This is a genomic window from Streptomyces sp. NPDC091682 (genome assembly GCF_044756625.1).
Taxonomy (GTDB): Bacteria; Actinomycetota; Actinomycetes; order Streptomycetales; family Streptomycetaceae; genus Streptomyces.
In genome coordinates, this window is record NZ_JBIVTH010000007.1 from 312,993 (window position 1) to 330,485 (window position 17,493).

The following is a 17,493-nucleotide window of genomic DNA, read 5'->3' on the forward strand; positions in this document are numbered from 1 at the left end:
GGGGTGCCAGTGGTTCTGAAAACCTTCGGCTGGTCGTTCGCAATCACTGCGCTCGGTCTGGTCGCAGCCGTGTTCTACGGGGGGTGGCAGGCCTTCGGTATCGTCGCGATCCTGTCGGTCCTCGAGATCTCGCTGTCCTTCGACAATGCGGTGGTCAACGCCGGAATCCTGAAGAAGATGAACGCCTTCTGGCAGAAGATCTTCCTCACCATCGGCGTCCTCATCGCGGTCTTCGGCATGCGCCTGGTCTTCCCTGTCGTGATCGTCGCGATCAGCGCCAAGATCGGCCCCATCGAGGCCGTCGACCTCGCCCTCTCCGACAAGGAGATGTACGAGCAGCTGGTGACGGACGCCCACCCGTCCATCGCCGCCTTCGGTGGCATGTTCCTGCTGATGATCTTCCTCGACTTCATCTTCGAGGACCGTGACATCAAGTGGCTCGCCTGGCTGGAGCGTCCGCTCGCCAAGCTCGGCAAGATCGACATGCTGTCCGCCTGCATCGCGCTGATCGTCCTGGTCATCGCCTCGATGACGGTCGGTGCCAACGCCCACCAGCACGGTGGCGTCCACGTGGACAAGGCGCAGACCGTCCTGATCTCCGGCGTCCTCGGCCTGATCACCTACATGATCGTCGGTGGTCTCTCCGGCTACTTCGAGAACAAGCTGGAGGAAGAGGAGGAAGCCGAGCACGAGGCCGAGGAGGAGGCCAAGCGGACCGGCAAGCCCGTCACGGCCGTCGCCATGGCCGGCAAGGCCGCCTTCTTCATGTTCCTCTACCTCGAAGTGCTCGACGCCTCCTTCTCCTTCGACGGGGTCATCGGCGCCTTCGCCATCACCAACGACATCGTGCTGATGGCCCTCGGCCTCGGCATCGGTGCCATGTACGTCCGTTCGCTGACGGTCTACCTGGTCCGCCAGGGCACCCTCGACGACTACGTCTACCTGGAGCACGGCGCGCACTACGCCATCGGCGCGCTCGCGGTGATCCTGCTCGTCACCATCCAGTACGAGATCAACGAGATCATCACCGGTCTCGTCGGCGTACTGCTCATCGGATGGTCCTTCTGGTCCTCGGTGCGCCGCAACAAGCGCCTGGAACTGGAGGGTTCCACCGCCGAGGCATGACCGCGGCGGTAATGCGGAACGCTCCATGGCGGGGCGGTCCACCGGGTCCACGGACCCGGCGGGCCGCCCCGCTTCCGTAGGCTCAGGCCGATCAGGGGATCAGGGGACCAGGGGGTAGGGGATGGGCTTCTTCGACGGCATCATGGGCAGCAGGGCCGTGCAGTTCCAGTCGGGCAGTGCCTCGTCGAACGCGATCGAGCTGACCAAACGACATTCGACGGTGTCGCTCACCAAACAGGGGGCCGTCCACGGCAATCTGCGCGTCAACCTGTCCTGGCGCATGCGGACCTCGGACATCGGCGGCCGGTCCGGCCAGAGCGGCCAGCTCTTCCGGCATCCGTTCAAGTTGTTCAAGCCGGACATGGTGCAGGCGCACACCCAGGGCATGGTCAACGTCGACCTCGACATGGGCTGCCTGTACGAGCTGGAGGACGGCACCCGCGGGGCCGTGCAGCCGCTGGGGAACCTGCTGGGCGACCTCAACGACCCGCCGTACGTCAAGCTCAGCGGGGACGACCGGTTCGGCTCGGCGTCGGGGGAGACCCTCTACGTCAACCTCGACCACGCCGACGAGATCAAGCGCCTGCTGGTCTTCGTCTACATCTACGACCAGACGCCGGCCTTTGACCGGACGCACGCCATGGTGACCCTCTACCCCGTCACGGGGCCGCGGATCGAGATCCCGCTGGACGAGCGGCACCCCCAGGCCCGCTCCTGCGCGGTCGTCTCCCTGGAGAAGGTCAAGGGCGAGCTCGTGGTGCGGCGCGAGGTGAAGTTCGTGTACGGGTTCCAGGCCGAGCTGGACCGGCTGTACGGCTGGGGGCTCCAGTGGGGGCGTGGCTACAAGAGCGCCAAGGGCTGACCGGGCCCCGGGACGATGATCGCCCGCGGGGCCCTGGTGCGGGCCGGGCCTGCCCGGCCGGTGGGCCGGTGGGCCCGGCGCTGTCAGTGGCGGATGAACTGCGGTCCCTGCACCGGCAGCCGGAAGGACGGGTCGCCGCCCGGACCCGGCACCGGGGCCGGGGACACCGGCTGCGGGTACCCGTAGGCGGGCTGGACGGGCGGCGGGGCCTGCGTGGGCGGGGCCATCATCGCCGTCTCCTCGGAGGCGGACCCGGAGACCAGGCCGGCGGCGGGGCCGGCCGCGGGAGCCGCCTCGGCCTCGGCGGCGTTCTCATCGACCGAGATCCCGTGGTCGGTCGCGAGCCCCACCAGTCCGTCCGAGTAGCCCTCGCCGAGCGCCCGGAACTTCCACCCCTCGCCCCGCCGGTACAGCTCCCCGCAGATCAGCGCCGTTTCGGCGCCGGTTTCGGGCCGTACGTCGAAGTAGGCCAGCGGATCGGAGCCGCCGGTCGGGGTGGCGTCGTAGAGGAGGATCCGCAGGTCGCCCACCCGGCGGAACGGGACGTCCTCTGCGGAGGCGACCACCAGGATCCGGTCCACCGAGGGCGTCACCGTGCGCAGGTCCGCCTGCACGGCGTCGGTGATCGCGTCACCGATCTGCTTCTTGCCGAGTCGCCAGACGGCGCCCGAGGGGTGCCGGGGCTGGTTGTAGAAGACGAAGTCCTCGTCCGAACGCACCCGGCCGTCCGGGCCGACGAGCAGTGCCGAGGCGTCCACGTCCGGCACCTCGGGGCCGGCGGTCCAGCGCAGCACCGCCCGGACCGCCACAGCGGTCACCGGGATGTTCGAGCCCTTCTGCATCGCGTGCGTCATGCACGTCATCCTGCCCTCCCGGGGTGGACAGGGACAATGCGGCCCCCCGTAGGGCCTTGTCTCGAACGCGAGACCTGGGCATGGTGCAAGAGGGTTACCTGAACTTCATGTGCTTGAGGAACTCTTGACTCACGTTCGTACGTACTATTACCGGCCATGCCAGTTGGGCCGCCGAGGCAGTACGGGGGATAGCACATGCGTCACTTTGGGCACATATCGCCCACCGTCCGTAAGGACCTCTTCCACCAGGAACCGGCAGAATTCACCGGAGCCTCGCCCGCCCGCGTCCTCGCAGCAGCGCTCGGGGCCACGCTCTACAGCCCGGCAACTCGGCCCATGCTCGCGGCCGACATCCGCAAGCAGGCCGGCCGCGGGGTCGTCTCGATGGTCCTCTGCCTGGAGGATTCCATCAGCGACGGCGACGTCGCCGGAGCCGAGGAGAACCTCGTCCGGCACTTCCGCGAGCTCGACGCCGACGGGGCGGAGCTCCCGCTGCTCTTCATCCGCGTCCGCACGCCCGAGCAGATACCCGACCTGGTGCGCCGGCTGGGCGGCTCCGTGCGGCGACTGGCCGGATTCGTACTCCCGAAGTTCGACGAGAACCGCGGGGTCGCCTTCCTCGAAGCCGTCGCCGAGGCGGAGGCGGTCAGCGGACTGCCCCGCCTGTATGCCATGCCGGTCCTGGAGACCCCGGACCTCCTCCACCTCGAAACCCGCGCCCTGGCCCTCGCCGGCATCTCCCGCACGGTCAACAGCCACCGCGAGCGCGTCCTGGCGCTGCGGCTCGGCGTGACCGACTTCTGCTCGGCCTACGGCCTGCGGCGCACCCCCGACATGACCGCCTACGACGTCCAGATCGTGGCGGGCGTCATCGCGGACGTCGTCAACGTCCTCAGCAGGGCCGACGGCACCGGCTTCACGGTGACCGGGCCCGTCTGGGAGTACTTCCGCAGCCAGCAGCGCCTCTTCAAGCCCCAGCTGCGCCGCAGCCCCTTCCTGGAGGAGGGCGTGGAGGAACTGCGCACCGCCCTGATCGAGCACGACCTGGACGGACTGCTGCGCGAGATCGAGCTGGACCGGGCCAACGGGCTGCTCGGCAAGACCTGCATCCACCCCGCCCACGTCACGCCCGTGCACGCACTGTCAGTGGTTTCGCACGAGGAGTTCTGCGATGCGCAGGACATCCTGCGGCCCGAGCGCGGTGGCGGCGGCGTGATGCGCAGCGCCTACACGAACAAGATGAACGAGGTGAAGCCCCACCGGGCCTGGGCCGAGCGCACCATGCTGCGCGCCGAGGTCTTCGGGGTGGCGAAGGAGGAGGTCGGCTTCGTCGACCTGCTCACGGCCGGGCTCCAGGTGTGAACACGCCCGAGCGGACGCCGACCCGGGCCCAGGAGCAGGCCCGGGACCGGGCTCAGGTGCGGGCCCGGACGATGACGATGACGAGGAAAGGCAAGACGATCGAAGAGGTGTGGTCGGGTACCTGGGTCGCGGACCGGCTGGGCGTGGGCCTGGAGGACTCCGGTGACGGTCCGCGGCTGACGGAGCTGCTCGGACTGGCCCTGCGGCGCAACCCCAAGCGCGCCCACCTGCTGGTCTCGCAGGTCCTCGGCAAGCACGTCCCGCAGTCCCCGACCGTCGTCCACGATGCCGGCTTCCGCCTCGGCACACGCGTACGGGCGCTGCTCGGCGAGGACGGCGCCGCAGCCGCCGTGGTCCTCGGCTACGCCGAGACCGCCACCGGCCTCGGCCACTGCGTGGCCGACGGCCTCGGCCCGGCCCCCTACCTGCACTCCACCCGTCGGCCCGTGCCGGGCGTGCGGGCGGCCGGCGGCTTCGAAGAGGCGCACTCGCACGCCACCTCGCACCTGCTGCTGCCCGAGGACCCGCAGCTGCTCGCCGGCAGCGGGCCCCTGGTCCTCGTCGACGACGAGTTCTCCACGGGCAACACGGTCCTGAACACCATCCGCGACCTGCACGCCCGCCACCCCCGCTCGCACTACGTCGTCGTCGCCCTCGTCGACATGCGTTCGGCGGCCGACCGCGACCGGCTCACCGCCTTCGCCGCCGAGCTGGGCGCGCGCGTGGACCTGATCGCCCTCGCCTCGGGCACCGTCTCCCTCCCGGACGGTGTCCTGGCCAAGGGGCAGGCGCTGGTCGAGGAGTACGAGGCGACCGCCCCGCCCGAGCGGGACCGGGGCGGCTCCGCCGCCCGGGCGGACGCCCCGCGGCCGGTCACCCGCGTGGACCTGGACTGGCCGGCGGGCGTCCCCGACGGCGGCCGCCACGGCTTCACCGCGGCACACCGCACCCGCCTGGAGGCGGCCCTGCCCGAGCTCGCGGGGCAGCTCGCCGCCGCGCTGGGCGAGAGCCCCGGGCGGGTCCTCGTACTCGGCAACGAGGAGCTGATGTACGCGCCGCTGCGCCTGGCCAAAGCCCTGGAGGACGCGGGGGCGGCCCGAGAGGTCCGCTTCTCGACCACCACCCGCTCGCCCGTGCTCGCCGTCGACGATCCCGGATACGCCATCCGCACCCGGCTGGTCTTCCCGGCCCACGACGCCCCGGCCGACGGCCCCGGCGACCGCTACGCCTACAACGTCCACAGCGTGGACGGCGCCGGTTTCGACGCCGTCGTCGCCGTCGTGGACTCGGTCGGGGACACCCCCGAGCTGCACGCGGGACTGCTGGCGGCCCTCGCCCCGCACACCGGCCACGTAGTCCTGGCCGTCGTCCCGTCCTACACACCCGACCGGCGGGAGCCGAAGCCGATCATGACCGACCCGACCGCGCTGACTGAGTTGTCTGAGTTGTCTGAGCTGACCGACCCGACCGACCCGATCCTGCGCGAGCCCCTGCGCGGCCCCGCCTTCTCCTCGTACGCCCCCGAGGACGTCGGCTGGCTGCTCCAGGACTTCTCCGACGTCGAGCTGGAGGCGCCGACGGAGGAGCGCGAGGAGGCGATACAGGCGGGCGGCGCGCACTACGCCGAGTCCCTGCCCGTGGAGTACCAGCCGTCCCCGCAGTACCAGGAGCTGTACGCGAGCGCGCTGACCGCCTCCGCCGTCCGCGTGGCCCGCGCCGTCGGCACGGTCACCGAGACCGTCCTCGCCGAGCGCTCCCCGTCCCCGGTCCTGGTCTCCCTGGCCCGCGCCGGCACCCCCGTCGGCGTACTGATGCGCCGCTGGGCCCGCGCCCGCCACGGCCTGGACCTGCCGCACTACGCCGTCTCCATCGTGCGCGGCCGCGGCATCGACGCCAACGCCCTGCGCTGGCTGGCCGCCCACCACGACCCGGCCGACGTCGTCTTCGTCGACGGCTGGACCGGCAAGGGCGCCATCACCCGCGAGCTGCGCGACGCCCTCGCCGAGTTCGAGGGCTTCAACCCGGAGATCGTCGTCCTCGCCGACCCCGGCTCCTGCGTGGACACGTACGGCACCCGGGAGGACTTCCTGATCCCGTCCGCCTGCCTCAATTCCACCGTCTCCGGTCTCATCTCGCGTACGGTTCTGAGGTCCGACCTCGTCGGTCCCGCCGACTTCCACGGCGCGAAGTTCTACCGCGAGCTCGCCGCAGCCGACGTGTCCGTCGCATTCGTCGACACCGTCGCCGCCCACTTCGACGCGGTGGCCGACGCCGTCGACGAGGAGGTGAAGGAGCTGCTCGCGGCCGACCGCACCCCCACCTGGGAGGGCTGGGCGGCGGTCGAGCGGATCAGCGAGGAGTACGGCATCCACGACGTGAACCTCGTCAAGCCCGGCGTCGGCGAGACCACCCGCGTCCTGCTGCGCCGGGTGCCGTGGAAGATCCTGGCGCAGCGCGGCGCCGGGGCCGACCTGGACCACGTACGGCTGCTCGCCGAGCAGCGCGGCGTCCCGGTGGAAGAGGTCGACGGACTGCCCTACACGTGCGTAGGACTCATCCACCCCCGATTCACGCGCGGCGCCACCGGCGCCGACGGAAAGGCTGTGGCCTCGAAGTGACTGTCCTCGTAGCCAGTGATCTCGACCGTACGCTCATCTACTCGACGGCCGCCCTCGGCCTGACCATGCCCGACCCGGTGGCCCCGCGGCTGCTGTGCGTCGAGGTCCACGAGAGCAAGCCGCTGTCCTACATGACGGAGACGGCGGCGGGACTGCTGGCGGAGCTGACGGCCGACCCTTCGGTGGTCTTCGTCCCCACCACCACCCGGACCCGCAAGCAGTACCAGCGCATCCGCTTCCCCGGCCGCCCGGCCCCTTACGCCATCTGCGCCAACGGCGGGCAGCTGCTCGTCGACGGGGTACCGGACCGGGACTGGCGGCGGCAGGTCGCGGGGCGCCTGGCCGAGGAGTGCGCCCCCCTGGAGGAGGTGTACCAGCACCTGCTGGCCACGGCCGACCCGGCGTGGCTGCGCAAGGCGCGCCTGGCGGAGGACCTCTTCGCGTACCTCGTCGTCGAGCGGGCCCTGGTCCCGGACGAATGGCTCAAGTCCCTGACCCGGTGGGCCGAGGACCGCGGCTGGACGGTCTCCCTCCAGGGCCGGAAGATCTACGCCGTCCCGCGCCCGCTCACCAAGAGCGCGGCGATGCGCGAGGTCGCCCGCCGGACGGGAGCCTCCACCACCCTCGCCGCCGGCGACTCCCTGCTCGACGCGGACCTGCTGCTGGCGGCGGACGCGGCCTGGCGCCCGGGCCACGGCGAACTGGCCGACGCGGCCTGGACGGCGCCGACGGTGACCGCCCTGGCCACGGCGGGGGTCCTCGCGGGCGAGGAAATCGTGCGCGCATTCGCCCGGGAAGCGGCCCGACTGGGCAGACTGGACGCATGACCAAGGGGAACAGCACCAAGATCACGGATGAGCTCTACCGGTACATGCTCGACCACAACCCCCCGCTGGACCGGGTCCAGCGGGGGCTCGTGGCGACGACGTACACCAAATTCCCGGACGTGGCCGGGATGCAGTCGGCGGAGGAGCAGGGGCCGCTGTTGGCCTTCCTGGTGCGGCTGACGGGCGCCCGCCACATCGTGGAGGTCGGCACCTTCACCGGCTTCTCGGCCCTGTCGATGGCCCAGGCACTGCCCGCCGACGGCCGCCTCATCGCCTGCGACGTCTCCGAGGAGTGGACGCAGTACGGCCGGCAGGCCTGGGAGGAGGCGGGCGTCGCGGACCGCATCGAGCTGCGCATCGCACCGGCCCTGGAGACCCTGCGCGCGATGCCGACCGAACCGCACATCGACATGGCCTACGTGGACGCGGACAAGCAGAGCCAGATCTCCTACTGGGAGGAGCTCGTGCCCCGACTGCGTCCGGGCGGCCTGATCGTCACCGACAACACGCTGTTCCACGGCACGGTCCTCGACGACTCGGCCACGGGCGCGGCGGCCGGAGTCCGCGCCTTCAACGACCACGTGTCGGCGGACCCGCGCATGGAATCCGTCCTGCTCGCCATCTCGGACGGCCTGACCCTGTCGCGCAAGCGCTGACGTTCCCGCCCGGGATCAGCCGCAGCCGCCGCCACCACAGCAGCCGCCCCCGCCGCCGCCCATCGCGGGTGCGGGGGCGCTGCTCGTACCGCCCACGGCGACGGCGGACAGCAGCTTCACGGTGTCGGAGTGGCCTGCCGGGCAGTCGGCGGGCGCGGAGGACTCGGCCATGGGCCGGCTGACCTCAAAGGTGTCGTCGCAGGTCCGGCAGCGGTAATCGTATCGAGGCATGCGCACAGGCTAAGCGCGGCCGGCGCCGCGGCGCTACGTACGCCGCGGCTACGGACTGCGCGGCTACGGACTGCGCGGCTACGGACCGCGCGGCGACGGACCGCGCGGCGACGGGCAGCGCGGCTACGGGCAGCGGCCGTGCACCACGGGGGCCCGTCCCTGAACGCGCCGCACCCGGTCCTCCCGGGCCGCCTGCTCGGGGTGGCGGGCCCGCCAGTACGGATTGTCGTGCGGCAGGGCGCTGCCCACCCGTCCGTACATCCCGAACCACATCAGCATCACACCGACGACGAAGCTGAACAGCACGTTCTGGATCTTGAAGGCCAGGAAGTTCAGCTCCGTGTCCAGCAGCGCGAGATTCACGAACCCGCTCGCGATGAACAGCACGCCCAGCACGATGTTCAGGGTCGAGGCGAAGGTGCCGCCCACGACCATCCCGTAGATCAGCAGTGCACCGATGCAGATCGACAGGACGCTCAGCGCCCCGTTGGTGTTCAGGGCGAGCACCGTGTCTCCGCCGGTGTCGAAGAACCCGATCTGATTGACCAGCCCCAAGATCCCGAACACCACCAGCAGCAGGCCCGTCAGCCCCGCCCCGACCCGATACACCTGGCCGAGCTTGTGGTCGGTGGGCAGATGATCGTCGAGCTGTGCGTTGACGGGATGCAGCACGCGTGCCATGCGCCGCGAGACCGTGTCGGCGAAGCGCGGTGGGACGGGCGCGTTGGGATCGGGCTCGTGGGCGACGTAGGGCGCGTAGTGCTCATGCGGCTCGGTGCACCCGTACGCCGCGTGAGCCACGTAGGGCTCATGAGCCACGGGAGGCTCGTGGGTGGTGTGGGCAGCCATGGTGCCCTCCTCTGCTCCGTTCCCGGCACCTCCCAGCATCCGCCGCAGGCCGCCCGGAAACAACCGGGTGCCCGCAGGGGGCCGCCAGGGCCGTCTCCTCCGGATCATGCCGGGGCATTCGCGTACGTCCAGCGCCACCCGGGGAGATGCACCGCACCGGACGACCGGGCCGGGCCCATCCGGCAAGATCCGAAAGGGTGGATTTAGGTGTGCCCGCGCTCGGCCCGGATCCCGCTCACCACCCGGTTCACGGCAGCTCGTACGTCCGCCATCTCCAGCAGGAACGCCCAGTAGTCCGGATGCCGCCCCTCCAACGCCGAAAGCGCCCGGGCCACCCGCGCCACCGCATCGTCCAGCGGCTGCGCGTGCCGCGGATCCGGCACGCTGCGCCCCGCCATCGCCAGCCGCTGCGCGTCCCGGATCGCGAAACGGGTCCGGTCCACCTCCGCCTGCGGATCCCGTGCCACCGCCTCCAGCCGCGTCAGCCGGTCCTGCGCCGCCGACACCGCCTCGTCCGTAGCGTCCAGAGAGCCGCGGACCGCCTCGATCAGCGCCCCCACATCGGCCCAGCGCTGCTCGTCCCGGGCCCGGCCGGCCTCCAGCAACTGCTCCTCGGCCCGCGCCACGTCCCGTACCGCCTGGTCCGGCACGTGCTGCAGGTCCTGCCAGCACGCCGCACTGAACCGCCGCCGCAGCTCACTAAGGACCGGATCCACCCGGTCCGCCCGGTTGCGCAACGCCTGCGCCCGCGTCCGCAGACTCACCAGCCGCCGGTCGATCTCCGCCGCCCGCTCGGGCAGCCGCGCCGCCTCGGCCCGTACGGCCTCCGCGTCGCGCAGGATCCGGTCGGCGCGCTGCACCGTCTCCTGCACGCCGTGCTGGGCCGCGCCCTGGTTCAACTTGGTCAGCTCCGGGCCCAGGGCCGCCAGCCGCGCCGCGAGGTCATCGGCCCGCATCCCCTTGGCCCGTACGGCGTCCAGCGCCTCACTGGCCCCGATCAGCGCGGTCCTGGCCCGCTCCCGGGCCGGCGCCACCCGCGCGAGTTGCGTCTCGGCCTTGTCCAGCAGCGGCTGCAGCCCCTGCGCGAACCGCTCCAGCTCCCCCTGGACCCGCACCAGCTCGTCCCGGGCCCGGGTCAGTTGCTCCCGTGCGCGCGTGGCGACCGAGGCCTCCAACTCCGCCCGGTCCAGGTCGTGCGCGTCGACCGCCTCGATGTAGACGTGACTGACCTCGTCGATCCGCCGCCCCAGCGCGGCGAACCCCTCGGTCGCCTGCCGCGCGGCGGGCGACCCGTCCGCCGCCGCGATCGTCTCGATCGAGATCCGCAGGTCCCGCTGCGCCGTGTCCAGCTCGTAGAACGCGGCCGCGGCAGCATCCTTCGCCGCCTGCGCATCCGCCCGCCGACTCTCGTCCCGCCCGCCGAACCACCGCCGGGATGCCGTCGTCACAATCCCTCTCCCGTACCGCGTCCGCCATGCCCCGGTCCATTCTCTCCCACGGGAACGGGTTTGCGTGGGGGGTGTGCCTGCCATGTAGGCTGTCCACTCATCCACGGGTGCGTAGCTCAGGGGTAGAGCGCTGCTCTTACAAAGCAGATGTCGGCGGTTCGAAACCGTCCGCGCCCACCAGTACGAAGGCCCCCCGCCGATCATGGCGGGGGGCCTTCTGCATCTCCACCCGACATCAACGGGGACGGCCAGGGACGAGCACGCCGGCCGGGACCGGATCAGGTCGATGGACGGTCGAGCGTCCGAGCCTGAGCAGCACCATGGCCTCCGGCGCGATCAGCATCTCGGGAGTGGCGGTGGTCATGACGCGACTCTTTCCAGGGCGAGTTGGTCGTGCGTGCCTTCGCGGGCGGTCTGGCGGTTGAGCTGGATGCCGCGGGCGATGGTGGTGGTGAGGACGGATTTGCCGGGGGAGTGGCCGTGGCGGCGCACTTCAGGGGGGCGAGGGCGAGCGCGGTGTCCGGCTCGACGTCGCCGAGACCGCGGGGGAGCACTGCGGACTGCCCGGAGGCGGCCAGCGGCGAGGGCGGGGTGGCCTCTTGCGCACGGCCGGCCGACTGCCAGGCTCGATTCGGGCCGGGCGCCGTACCCCCGCCGTCACGGATGACGGGAGCGTGAGGCGAACGCGCCACCGGGAACGGGTTGGCGGGGAGCAACTGCTGCCGCGATGTGGTGCCGGCCGGTGTGGTCGTGGCTGATGAGCGCGTCGTTCAGCCGTTCTCCGGCAACTCGTCGGCCCCCAGCCTCAGTGGCCGTAGACGTGCCCGCGCACCAGGGGGTCGTTCTCGAGAATGAAGTCCGATACCTTCCAGAATTCACTCAGCTTCGGATGCTGCAGGGCGGCTTCACGATCGAGTTTGAGGCCGAAAAGAGGCCCGTCCGGGTTGGCGAGGCCAGCGGTCACCAGGGTGGAAGCAGGCGTGGACTGTCCCGCTACCGGGCCCACTCGGCAGGCGAACGCAACGTGATCATTCCACTCGTCAGGGCCCACGCCCCACGTACCAAAGATCACGTCTATCCATGCGTCGTGGTCTCGGTCGGAGTGGTGATAGCAGTTTGCGAAGTAGACGGCATACGGGCTTCCGCCCGCGTAGACGTAGTCCCAGGCCCGCTCAACGGGGGCGTTGCAGCAGTCGCACATGAACTCGCGAGTCTGGCGGTCGGGGCCGAAGGTCGGCAGCATGCCGGACATCATGCTCGAAGCCCTGACGGGCCGAGACGGCAGGTCGCCATCAGGCGCAGTTCTGGAGGCCGCAGCGTCGTCGCCGTGCCCCGTACGTGCCCGATCGAGCAGGGAAGCACGGGGAACGCGCGGGGATCATGGCCAAGGAGCGGGCCCCTGGCCAGCCGAGGCGGTTTTCGGGACCGACCAGGGCTGAGGGGTGAGGGGGCGAACTCGGTAGGCATTTCCCGCCACTGACCACTGACCACTGACCACTGACCACTGACCGCTCGACCGGAACCGCCAGATCACACCATCGAACTGCTCCCGCAACCGCTCCGGGTGCGGGCCGTACCTACCGATCGGCAGGTACGGCTCGATGAACTTCCACTGCGCATGCGTGAGTTGGCAAGGTGTCACGTCACGGTCTCAGTCCTCCTGGGTTCCACCTCGCGCAGGGGTCAGAACCCAGGAACTGATCACGACACCACGAAAACCCTAGTTCCCCTGGGCGAAGGCGGACAGATCCATGAGGTCGTCGATGATGGAACGGCCGGTCCTGTCCACCGGCTCCAGACGGGCCACGAGCTCAAGGCTGGCCGTGATGTCGGGATCCTTGATGCGGTCCTCGATCTGCAGCAGTGCGTCCCGCAGTCGTTGCCGGTGTTCTGCGACGTGGCCGGCCACGGCGTCAATGAGCAATTGCCCCTGCTGCAAGGCGGCACCGGCGAAGTCGGCACTGGCCTTCTGGACCTCTTGGTCGAGCTGGCTCTTGCGTTGGTCCCGAGCCTGATCGAGCACGGACCTACGTGCCCTCAGTCCCCTGGCGGCCACTATGACGGCTGCTCCCGCCAGCGCCACCCCGCCCGTGATGGCAGAGAGCGACAGACTGGTCATGAGGGCGGCGGAGCTTGCGCTGCCCAGGGCACTGAGAATCGTGACGGCGGCCGCGCTGTTCTGAAGCACTCCGTAGACGTCGTACCTGCGGCGTTCGTCCAAGGAGGAGAGGAGTTCGCCGGGCTCGATGCGAGCCTCCGGGACTAGGCGTGTGGCGTGCTCCTCATGCAGTTCGCTGCGCAACAGGGCCCGGGCCCGGGTGTCGAGTTCCTCCAGGTGCTGTGCCCACACGGTGGCCGGCCCTTGTTCCGTCGTCATCCACTCGGTGAACAAACGCGTCTGGCGCACCTTGACCTCGGCGAGGTGTTCTGCGCCCAGGTGCCCGCGGTCGATCAGGGCGTCCAGCTCCGCGTGGAAGACCGCCTTGAGTTCAACGAATCGCTGCCCGGTATCGCGAACATGGCGGTTCAGCTCGTCTTCCAGTTCGGTGCGGATGTTTGCCGCAGACCGTTCTGTGTCATCCAACCGGTCCTGCAAGCTGGCCCGCTCCGCCTCCAGCTGTTCTACCGACACCTGATGGGTGGCAAGTACATCGGTGACGTAGCGGTGCTTGGTGCGGACGAGCCGGAACGCCTCAGTCGCGATCTTCCCCAGGTGGTATTGACCCGTCCCGTTCTCGATCAGCTCGGTGAGACGATCGCGCAGAGCGTCCATCCGGCTTTCGCTGCGGTTCCGCTGCGCCGCCCGCGTATCGCCCTCGGCTTCGTCCAGGTCGGCCTGGGCCTCCCAAGCGGGTGACACCGGAAGGAAGCCCTCGCCGATGAACGCAGCTCCCGTCCCGCCCGGCGCTGAGAAGCGCTCGCTCAGATACGCGTTGTTGGTGTCCTGCGCCGACCGCCAGCCCTCGCGGTTGTCATTGCCGAGCTGATCGGCGCGGTCGATACCGGTCAGCACCCACAGCACCGGCTTGCCGCTCTGCAGGTGATGGTTGTACAGATCCGTCATGAGCTCCAGCTCGCCCGCGGTGAGGGTCGAGGTCCCCTGGGTCACGTAGATGAAGCAGTCGGCCTCGGCCCAGGCGTTGCGCATGATCTGCTCGTGCACCGGATTCGGAGACTCGGCACCGGGTAGATCGAAGAATTTCGCGGGGAGCAGTGCGTTCTCGATGAGCAGTTCGATCTGCTCGACTTCCAGCTGATAGTGGTCGGGGAGACGGTTGGCCCGGTCACCATCGGCGGCACCGTAGGCCGCGACGACGCCCGGCGCCAGGTCAGTTCCGATCTCGACCCACTCCCCGTCGGAATGTCCGACGAACCTGACGCGCAGCACTCCCCGCCCGGGCGCATACACACCGTTGTCCGCATGGACCGGACGCACCGTGGACGGACATGCCGTGGTCGGGGTCGGGGAGGACGGCAGTATGCCGATGTACTGCTTGTGGTAGCCGCCGTCCGGCTGCTCGAACCGCATGTATCGCAGGCCCTTCTGCAGGCCGCTGATCAGAAAGCTCTTGCCGGACGACTGGCGGCCCAGCAGTCCCACATTGAGAAGCGATGACAGCGCGCGCCCCCGCTGACCGCGTAGATCGCGCACCCGTTCTTCGATCTCCACATCGCTGATCGCGAGACCTGGTATCCCCCGCAGGCCGTTCATCCAGTGCTCGCAGCGTTCAAGCGACCGCAGTAAGTCTTCGCGCACCTCATCGACACTCGCCATGGCCTAATCGATACACCAGATGGGGACTGTGCAGAGGGGGATTGTTCAAATGGCCTGGCTGTCGACGGATGGTCCCCAGTGAGGGACGACTCCGTCCGGGCGGACGCGCGGATCGAGGTGCGGAGCCTCGGGGGAGAGGTCGTCATCGAGGCGAACGCCGCGGGTCTCAGGACGCTCGCAGGGCATTTGCTCGTACTGGCCGGCGACGACGTTCCCGATGGAAGCCATCTGCACCTCGAAGGCGGCAACGGTCTGCCGGAAGGGTCCGCCGGCTTGGTCCTGGAGCGCTGCCACGACGAGTGAGGGCTCCCGGCGGCGGCCGCTCACCCGTCCCCGGGGCAGGGTGAGGTGCCCCGGCTTCTCTCCCCCCTCGGCGGATGCCGGACAACCGGTTTTGCTCGCCTATGGTTTGAAGTTGATCATCAGATGGTGTGAGCAGCGAAGGGGCGCGGACGTGCGCGGATTGAAGGGCGCAGTGGGGGCCGTCGGGCTGGCTCTGCTGCTCGCGGGGTGCGGCGGTGGCGCATCGGAGCCGGAGTCAGAGCCGCTCGGCAAGGACACCGGGATCCGGTACGACAAGTCCCAGGTACCGACGGTCCAGAACATGACCTGTGACCGCAAGCGCGGCTCGATCCGGTACGGGCTCAACGCCCACAAGGACGATTCCCTGCCCGAGCACAAGGGGGAGAAGGACTCCGAGGACTACGTCTGCCACGGCCCGGACCGGATCAGTCTCGCCGTCGGAGGGAAGACGGTGACGGCGCCGCACATCGCGGCCGAGTACGACCTTTACGGAGCCGTCCCGGACCCGCTCAAGACCGTCAAGACCGTGTACGGCGAATCCTTGGCGGACGACAACGAACGCACCCTGGTCGGCGAGGCGGAGACGGTCACCACCAAGACGGCCGCGATCACCTGCCAGAAGAACGTCTGGGAGACCTTCCCCATGACCACCTGCCTGTGGGCGAACCACGGCGCGGTCGGCGCGGTCGACTTCTTCCCGCCCGCGGGCCGGCACCCCGAGATCGCGGAAGCAGTCGCCCGGACCAAGGAACTCATCGCAACAGGCCTGGTGGAATCCCCCCGCTGATCTCGCGGGCCGGTCGTCACCGCGGTGGCGCGGCGGCCGAGCCCGTCCTGAGCGCGTCCTGAGCCCGTCCTGAGCGCGACCGGCCCGAACGGCGTCGCTTGGTTCCTCGCCCGGCAGTGACGGGAGGCCGTACGGCCACGTTCATGCCCGGGCTGCTATGCCCAGCTCCGCGAGCAAGCCGCGGATCCGCTCCTCGATCGAATCGCGGATCGGCCGGACCGCGGCCACGCCCTGGCCGGCGGGGTCGTCCAACGTCCAGTCGAGGTACCGCTTGCCCGGGAAATAGGGGCACGCGTCGCCGCACCCCATGGTGATCACGACGTCGGACGTCTGAACCGCCAGGGCCGTGAGCGCCTTTGGGGTTTCGGCTGAGACGTCGATGCCTACCTCGCGCATGGCTTCGACCACGGCCGGGTTCACGGTGTCGGCGGGGGCGGAACCGGCCGATCGGACGGTCACCCGGTCGCCGCCCAGGTGGGTGAGGAAGGCTGCGGCCATTTGGGACCGGCCCGCGTTGTGGACGCAGACGAACAGCACGGAGGGGACGTTGGTGGTGGTCATGGTCGGGGCTCCTGTGTCGAGGTGGATCAGTGGCCGGTGGCGGTGAGTTCGTGCTCGGCGCAGGAGGCGCGTGCGCGGTCCTTCGGCGTCGGGAGGCGGCCGAAGAGGGCGGCGAGCAGGAAGAGGCCGAGGGCGGCGCCGAGGAACTGGGCGGCGACGAACGGCGGTACGGAGGCGGGGGCGATGCCTGCGAAGGAGTCGGAGAAGGCGCGCGCGATGGTGACGGCCGGGTTGGCGAAGCTGGTGGAGGAGGTGAACCAGTACGCCGCGCCGATGTAGGACGCCACCACGAGCGGGCCGATTCGCTGCTGACCGGTGCGGGCCAGTCCGAGGGCGAGCAGGACCAGGCCGGCGGTCGCGACGACCTCGCCGAGCCAGAGGTGACCGGCGGACCGGTCGTGGGTGGAGAGCCGGGCGAGGGGCTCGCCGAACATCGCGTTCGCCAGGATCGCGCCGCCGATGCCGCCGGCTAGCTGCGCGGGTACGTACGCCGCCACGTCCCGCAGGTCGGGTCCGTCCTCGCTGCGGCGCCCCGTCCACCATGCGGCCAGGGTCACGGCCGGATTGAAGTGGGCGCCGGAGAGCGGCCCGAGCAGGGCGATCAGCACACCGAGGCCGAAGACCGTCGCCAGGGAGTTGGCCAGCAGTTGCAGGGCCAGGTCGTCGGTCAGCTCGGTCGCCTGGATGCCGGAGCCGACCACCACCGCAACCAGGGCGGCCGTCCCGACCAGCTCGCCCAGTGCGCGACGCCGCAGGGGTGCGGTCATCCGACCGTTCCCGCCGCTCCGGCGGTTACGGACGTTCCGGCAGTTACGGATGTTCTTGCCGCTCCGGCTGTTACGGCCTCGTCGGCGGCCTGGAGGAGCGAGGAGAGCTGGGCGAGGGCGGCGGGCAGCACCCAGTAGTAGACCCAGGTGCCCCGTCGCTCCGAGCCCACCAGTCCCGCTTCCCTCAGCACCTTGAGGTGGTGCGAGATCGTCGGCTGCGAGACGTCGAACGGGCCGATGAGGTCGCAGACGCACGCCTCGCCGCCCTCGTGCGAGGCGATCAACGAGAGCAGTCGAAGTCGTACCGGGTCGGACAGGGCCTTGAACATCTTCGCCAGAGCGGCTGCGGACTCCTCGTCCAGCGGCTTGCGGACCATCGGCGAGCAGCACGCTGCCCCATCGTCCTGACCGATCACGGGGAGCTCTGAATTCGACATCTGTCTATGTTGACAGTCATCTATTCCGGTG

At 70.1% G+C, this 17,493-nt stretch carries 19 protein-coding genes, 1 tRNA gene and 1 pseudogene; 9 read left to right on the plus strand and 12 right to left on the minus strand.

Going from position 1 to position 17,493, the window contains the following annotated elements; translation table 11 throughout:
* The first annotated feature begins 9 nt into the window (after positions 1–9).
* The gene (locus ACIQK6_RS18810; protein ID WP_329102390.1) at positions 10–1,125 is read left to right on the plus strand and encodes a DUF475 domain-containing protein; all 1,116 of its coding nucleotides are present in this window, start codon (positions 10–12) and stop codon (positions 1,123–1,125) included.
* Between the two features lie 121 nt (positions 1,126–1,246).
* Entirely contained in the window at positions 1,247–1,987 is a 741-nt protein-coding gene (locus ACIQK6_RS18815) for a Tellurium resistance (RefSeq protein WP_329102392.1), read from the plus strand.
* An 83-nt stretch (positions 1,988–2,070) separates the two neighbouring features.
* Here the strand turns inward: ACIQK6_RS18815 and ACIQK6_RS18820 are convergent, their stop codons facing one another.
* Positions 2,071–2,841 (minus strand): TerD family protein, encoded by a 771-nt coding sequence (locus ACIQK6_RS18820; RefSeq protein WP_402695111.1) that lies wholly within the window; start codon positions 2,839–2,841, stop codon positions 2,071–2,073.
* A gap of 195 nt (positions 2,842–3,036) precedes the next feature.
* On the opposite strand from ACIQK6_RS18820, the gene ACIQK6_RS18825 reads away from it, so the two are divergent.
* The 4 genes from ACIQK6_RS18825 to ACIQK6_RS18840 all read left to right on the plus strand — a co-directional run bounded on the left by ACIQK6_RS18825 (position 3,037) and on the right by ACIQK6_RS18840 (position 8,304).
* Positions 3,037–4,203, plus strand: coding sequence for an HpcH/HpaI aldolase/citrate lyase family protein (locus ACIQK6_RS18825; protein WP_329102396.1), 1,167 nt, complete (start codon positions 3,037–3,039; stop codon positions 4,201–4,203).
* A 77-nt stretch (positions 4,204–4,280) separates the two neighbouring features.
* Positions 4,281–6,821, plus strand: a complete 2,541-nt coding sequence (locus ACIQK6_RS18830) for a phosphoribosyltransferase (protein ID WP_329107962.1) — start codon at positions 4,281–4,283, stop codon at positions 6,819–6,821.
* Entirely contained in the window at positions 6,818–7,648 is an 831-nt protein-coding gene (locus tag ACIQK6_RS18835; protein ID WP_329102398.1) for an HAD family hydrolase, read from the plus strand. The genes ACIQK6_RS18830 and ACIQK6_RS18835 overlap by 4 nt, the downstream gene beginning before the upstream one ends.
* Positions 7,645–8,304 carry an O-methyltransferase gene (locus ACIQK6_RS18840; protein WP_329102400.1) on the plus strand — a complete coding sequence of 220 codons (660 nt, stop codon included), beginning with the start codon at positions 7,645–7,647 and terminating at the stop codon, positions 8,302–8,304. The genes ACIQK6_RS18835 and ACIQK6_RS18840 overlap by 4 nt, the downstream gene beginning before the upstream one ends.
* 15 nt (positions 8,305–8,319) lie before the next feature.
* Here the strand turns inward: ACIQK6_RS18840 and ACIQK6_RS18845 are convergent, their stop codons facing one another.
* The 3 genes from ACIQK6_RS18845 to ACIQK6_RS18855 form a co-directional block, all read right to left on the minus strand.
* Positions 8,320–8,535 (minus strand): zinc ribbon domain-containing protein, encoded by a 216-nt coding sequence (locus ACIQK6_RS18845; RefSeq protein ID WP_030715356.1) that lies wholly within the window; start codon positions 8,533–8,535, stop codon positions 8,320–8,322.
* Positions 8,536–8,658: 123 nt separating this feature from the next.
* Positions 8,659–9,216, minus strand: coding sequence for a DUF4383 domain-containing protein (locus tag ACIQK6_RS18850; RefSeq protein WP_329107964.1), 558 nt, complete (start codon positions 9,214–9,216; stop codon positions 8,659–8,661).
* A 371-nt stretch (positions 9,217–9,587) separates the two neighbouring features.
* A complete protein-coding gene (locus ACIQK6_RS18855; protein ID WP_329102403.1) occupies positions 9,588–10,832 on the minus strand; it encodes a hypothetical protein in 1,245 nt (414 codons plus the stop codon).
* A gap of 105 nt (positions 10,833–10,937) precedes the next feature.
* On the opposite strand from ACIQK6_RS18855, the gene ACIQK6_RS18860 reads away from it, so the two are divergent.
* Positions 10,938–11,012, plus strand: a tRNA-Val gene (locus ACIQK6_RS18860).
* A gap of 55 nt (positions 11,013–11,067) precedes the next feature.
* On the opposite strand, the gene ACIQK6_RS18865 is transcribed toward ACIQK6_RS18860, so the two are convergent.
* The 5 genes and pseudogenes from ACIQK6_RS18865 to ACIQK6_RS18885 form a co-directional block, all read right to left on the minus strand.
* Positions 11,068–11,196 carry a hypothetical protein gene (locus tag ACIQK6_RS18865; RefSeq protein WP_402695112.1) on the minus strand — a complete coding sequence of 43 codons (129 nt, stop codon included), beginning with the start codon at positions 11,194–11,196 and terminating at the stop codon, positions 11,068–11,070.
* Entirely contained in the window at positions 11,193–11,324 is a 132-nt protein-coding gene (locus tag ACIQK6_RS18870; protein ID WP_402695113.1) for a hypothetical protein, read from the minus strand. Before ACIQK6_RS18870 ends, ACIQK6_RS18865 begins: the two co-directional genes overlap by 4 nt.
* Before the next feature lie 313 nt (positions 11,325–11,637).
* Entirely contained in the window at positions 11,638–12,075 is a 438-nt protein-coding gene (locus ACIQK6_RS18875; protein ID WP_402695114.1) for a hypothetical protein, read from the minus strand.
* A gap of 210 nt (positions 12,076–12,285) precedes the next feature.
* Positions 12,286–12,474: pseudogene (locus ACIQK6_RS18880) on the minus strand (hypothetical protein); the annotation flags it as partial.
* 78 nt (positions 12,475–12,552) lie between these two features.
* Positions 12,553–14,607, minus strand: a complete 2,055-nt coding sequence (locus tag ACIQK6_RS18885) for a hypothetical protein (protein ID WP_329102411.1) — start codon at positions 14,605–14,607, stop codon at positions 12,553–12,555.
* A 78-nt stretch (positions 14,608–14,685) separates the two neighbouring features.
* Here ACIQK6_RS18885 and ACIQK6_RS18890 point away from each other — a divergent pair, with 78 nt between their 5' ends.
* Positions 14,686–14,910 (plus strand): hypothetical protein, encoded by a 225-nt coding sequence (locus ACIQK6_RS18890; protein ID WP_329102412.1) that lies wholly within the window; start codon positions 14,686–14,688, stop codon positions 14,908–14,910.
* A gap of 151 nt (positions 14,911–15,061) precedes the next feature.
* The gene (locus ACIQK6_RS18895) at positions 15,062–15,697 is read left to right on the plus strand and encodes a hypothetical protein (RefSeq protein WP_329102414.1); all 636 of its coding nucleotides are present in this window, start codon (positions 15,062–15,064) and stop codon (positions 15,695–15,697) included.
* A 141-nt stretch (positions 15,698–15,838) separates the two neighbouring features.
* Here ACIQK6_RS18895 and ACIQK6_RS18900 read toward each other — a convergent pair whose 3' ends face one another.
* Genes ACIQK6_RS18900 through ACIQK6_RS18910 form a run of 3 tightly spaced genes read right to left on the minus strand, consistent with a single transcriptional unit; the run spans position 15,839 to position 17,462 of the window.
* Positions 15,839–16,258: an arsenate reductase ArsC gene (locus ACIQK6_RS18900; protein ID WP_329102416.1), complete on the minus strand. Its 420-nt coding sequence runs from the start codon at positions 16,256–16,258 to the stop codon at positions 15,839–15,841.
* Positions 16,259–16,284: 26 nt separating this feature from the next.
* The gene (locus ACIQK6_RS18905; RefSeq protein ID WP_329102419.1) at positions 16,285–17,025 is read right to left on the minus strand and encodes an aquaporin; all 741 of its coding nucleotides are present in this window, start codon (positions 17,023–17,025) and stop codon (positions 16,285–16,287) included.
* The gene (locus tag ACIQK6_RS18910) at positions 17,022–17,462 is read right to left on the minus strand and encodes a metalloregulator ArsR/SmtB family transcription factor (protein ID WP_329102421.1); all 441 of its coding nucleotides are present in this window, start codon (positions 17,460–17,462) and stop codon (positions 17,022–17,024) included. Before ACIQK6_RS18910 ends, ACIQK6_RS18905 begins: the two co-directional genes overlap by 4 nt.
* Positions 17,463–17,493 lie beyond the last annotated feature (31 nt).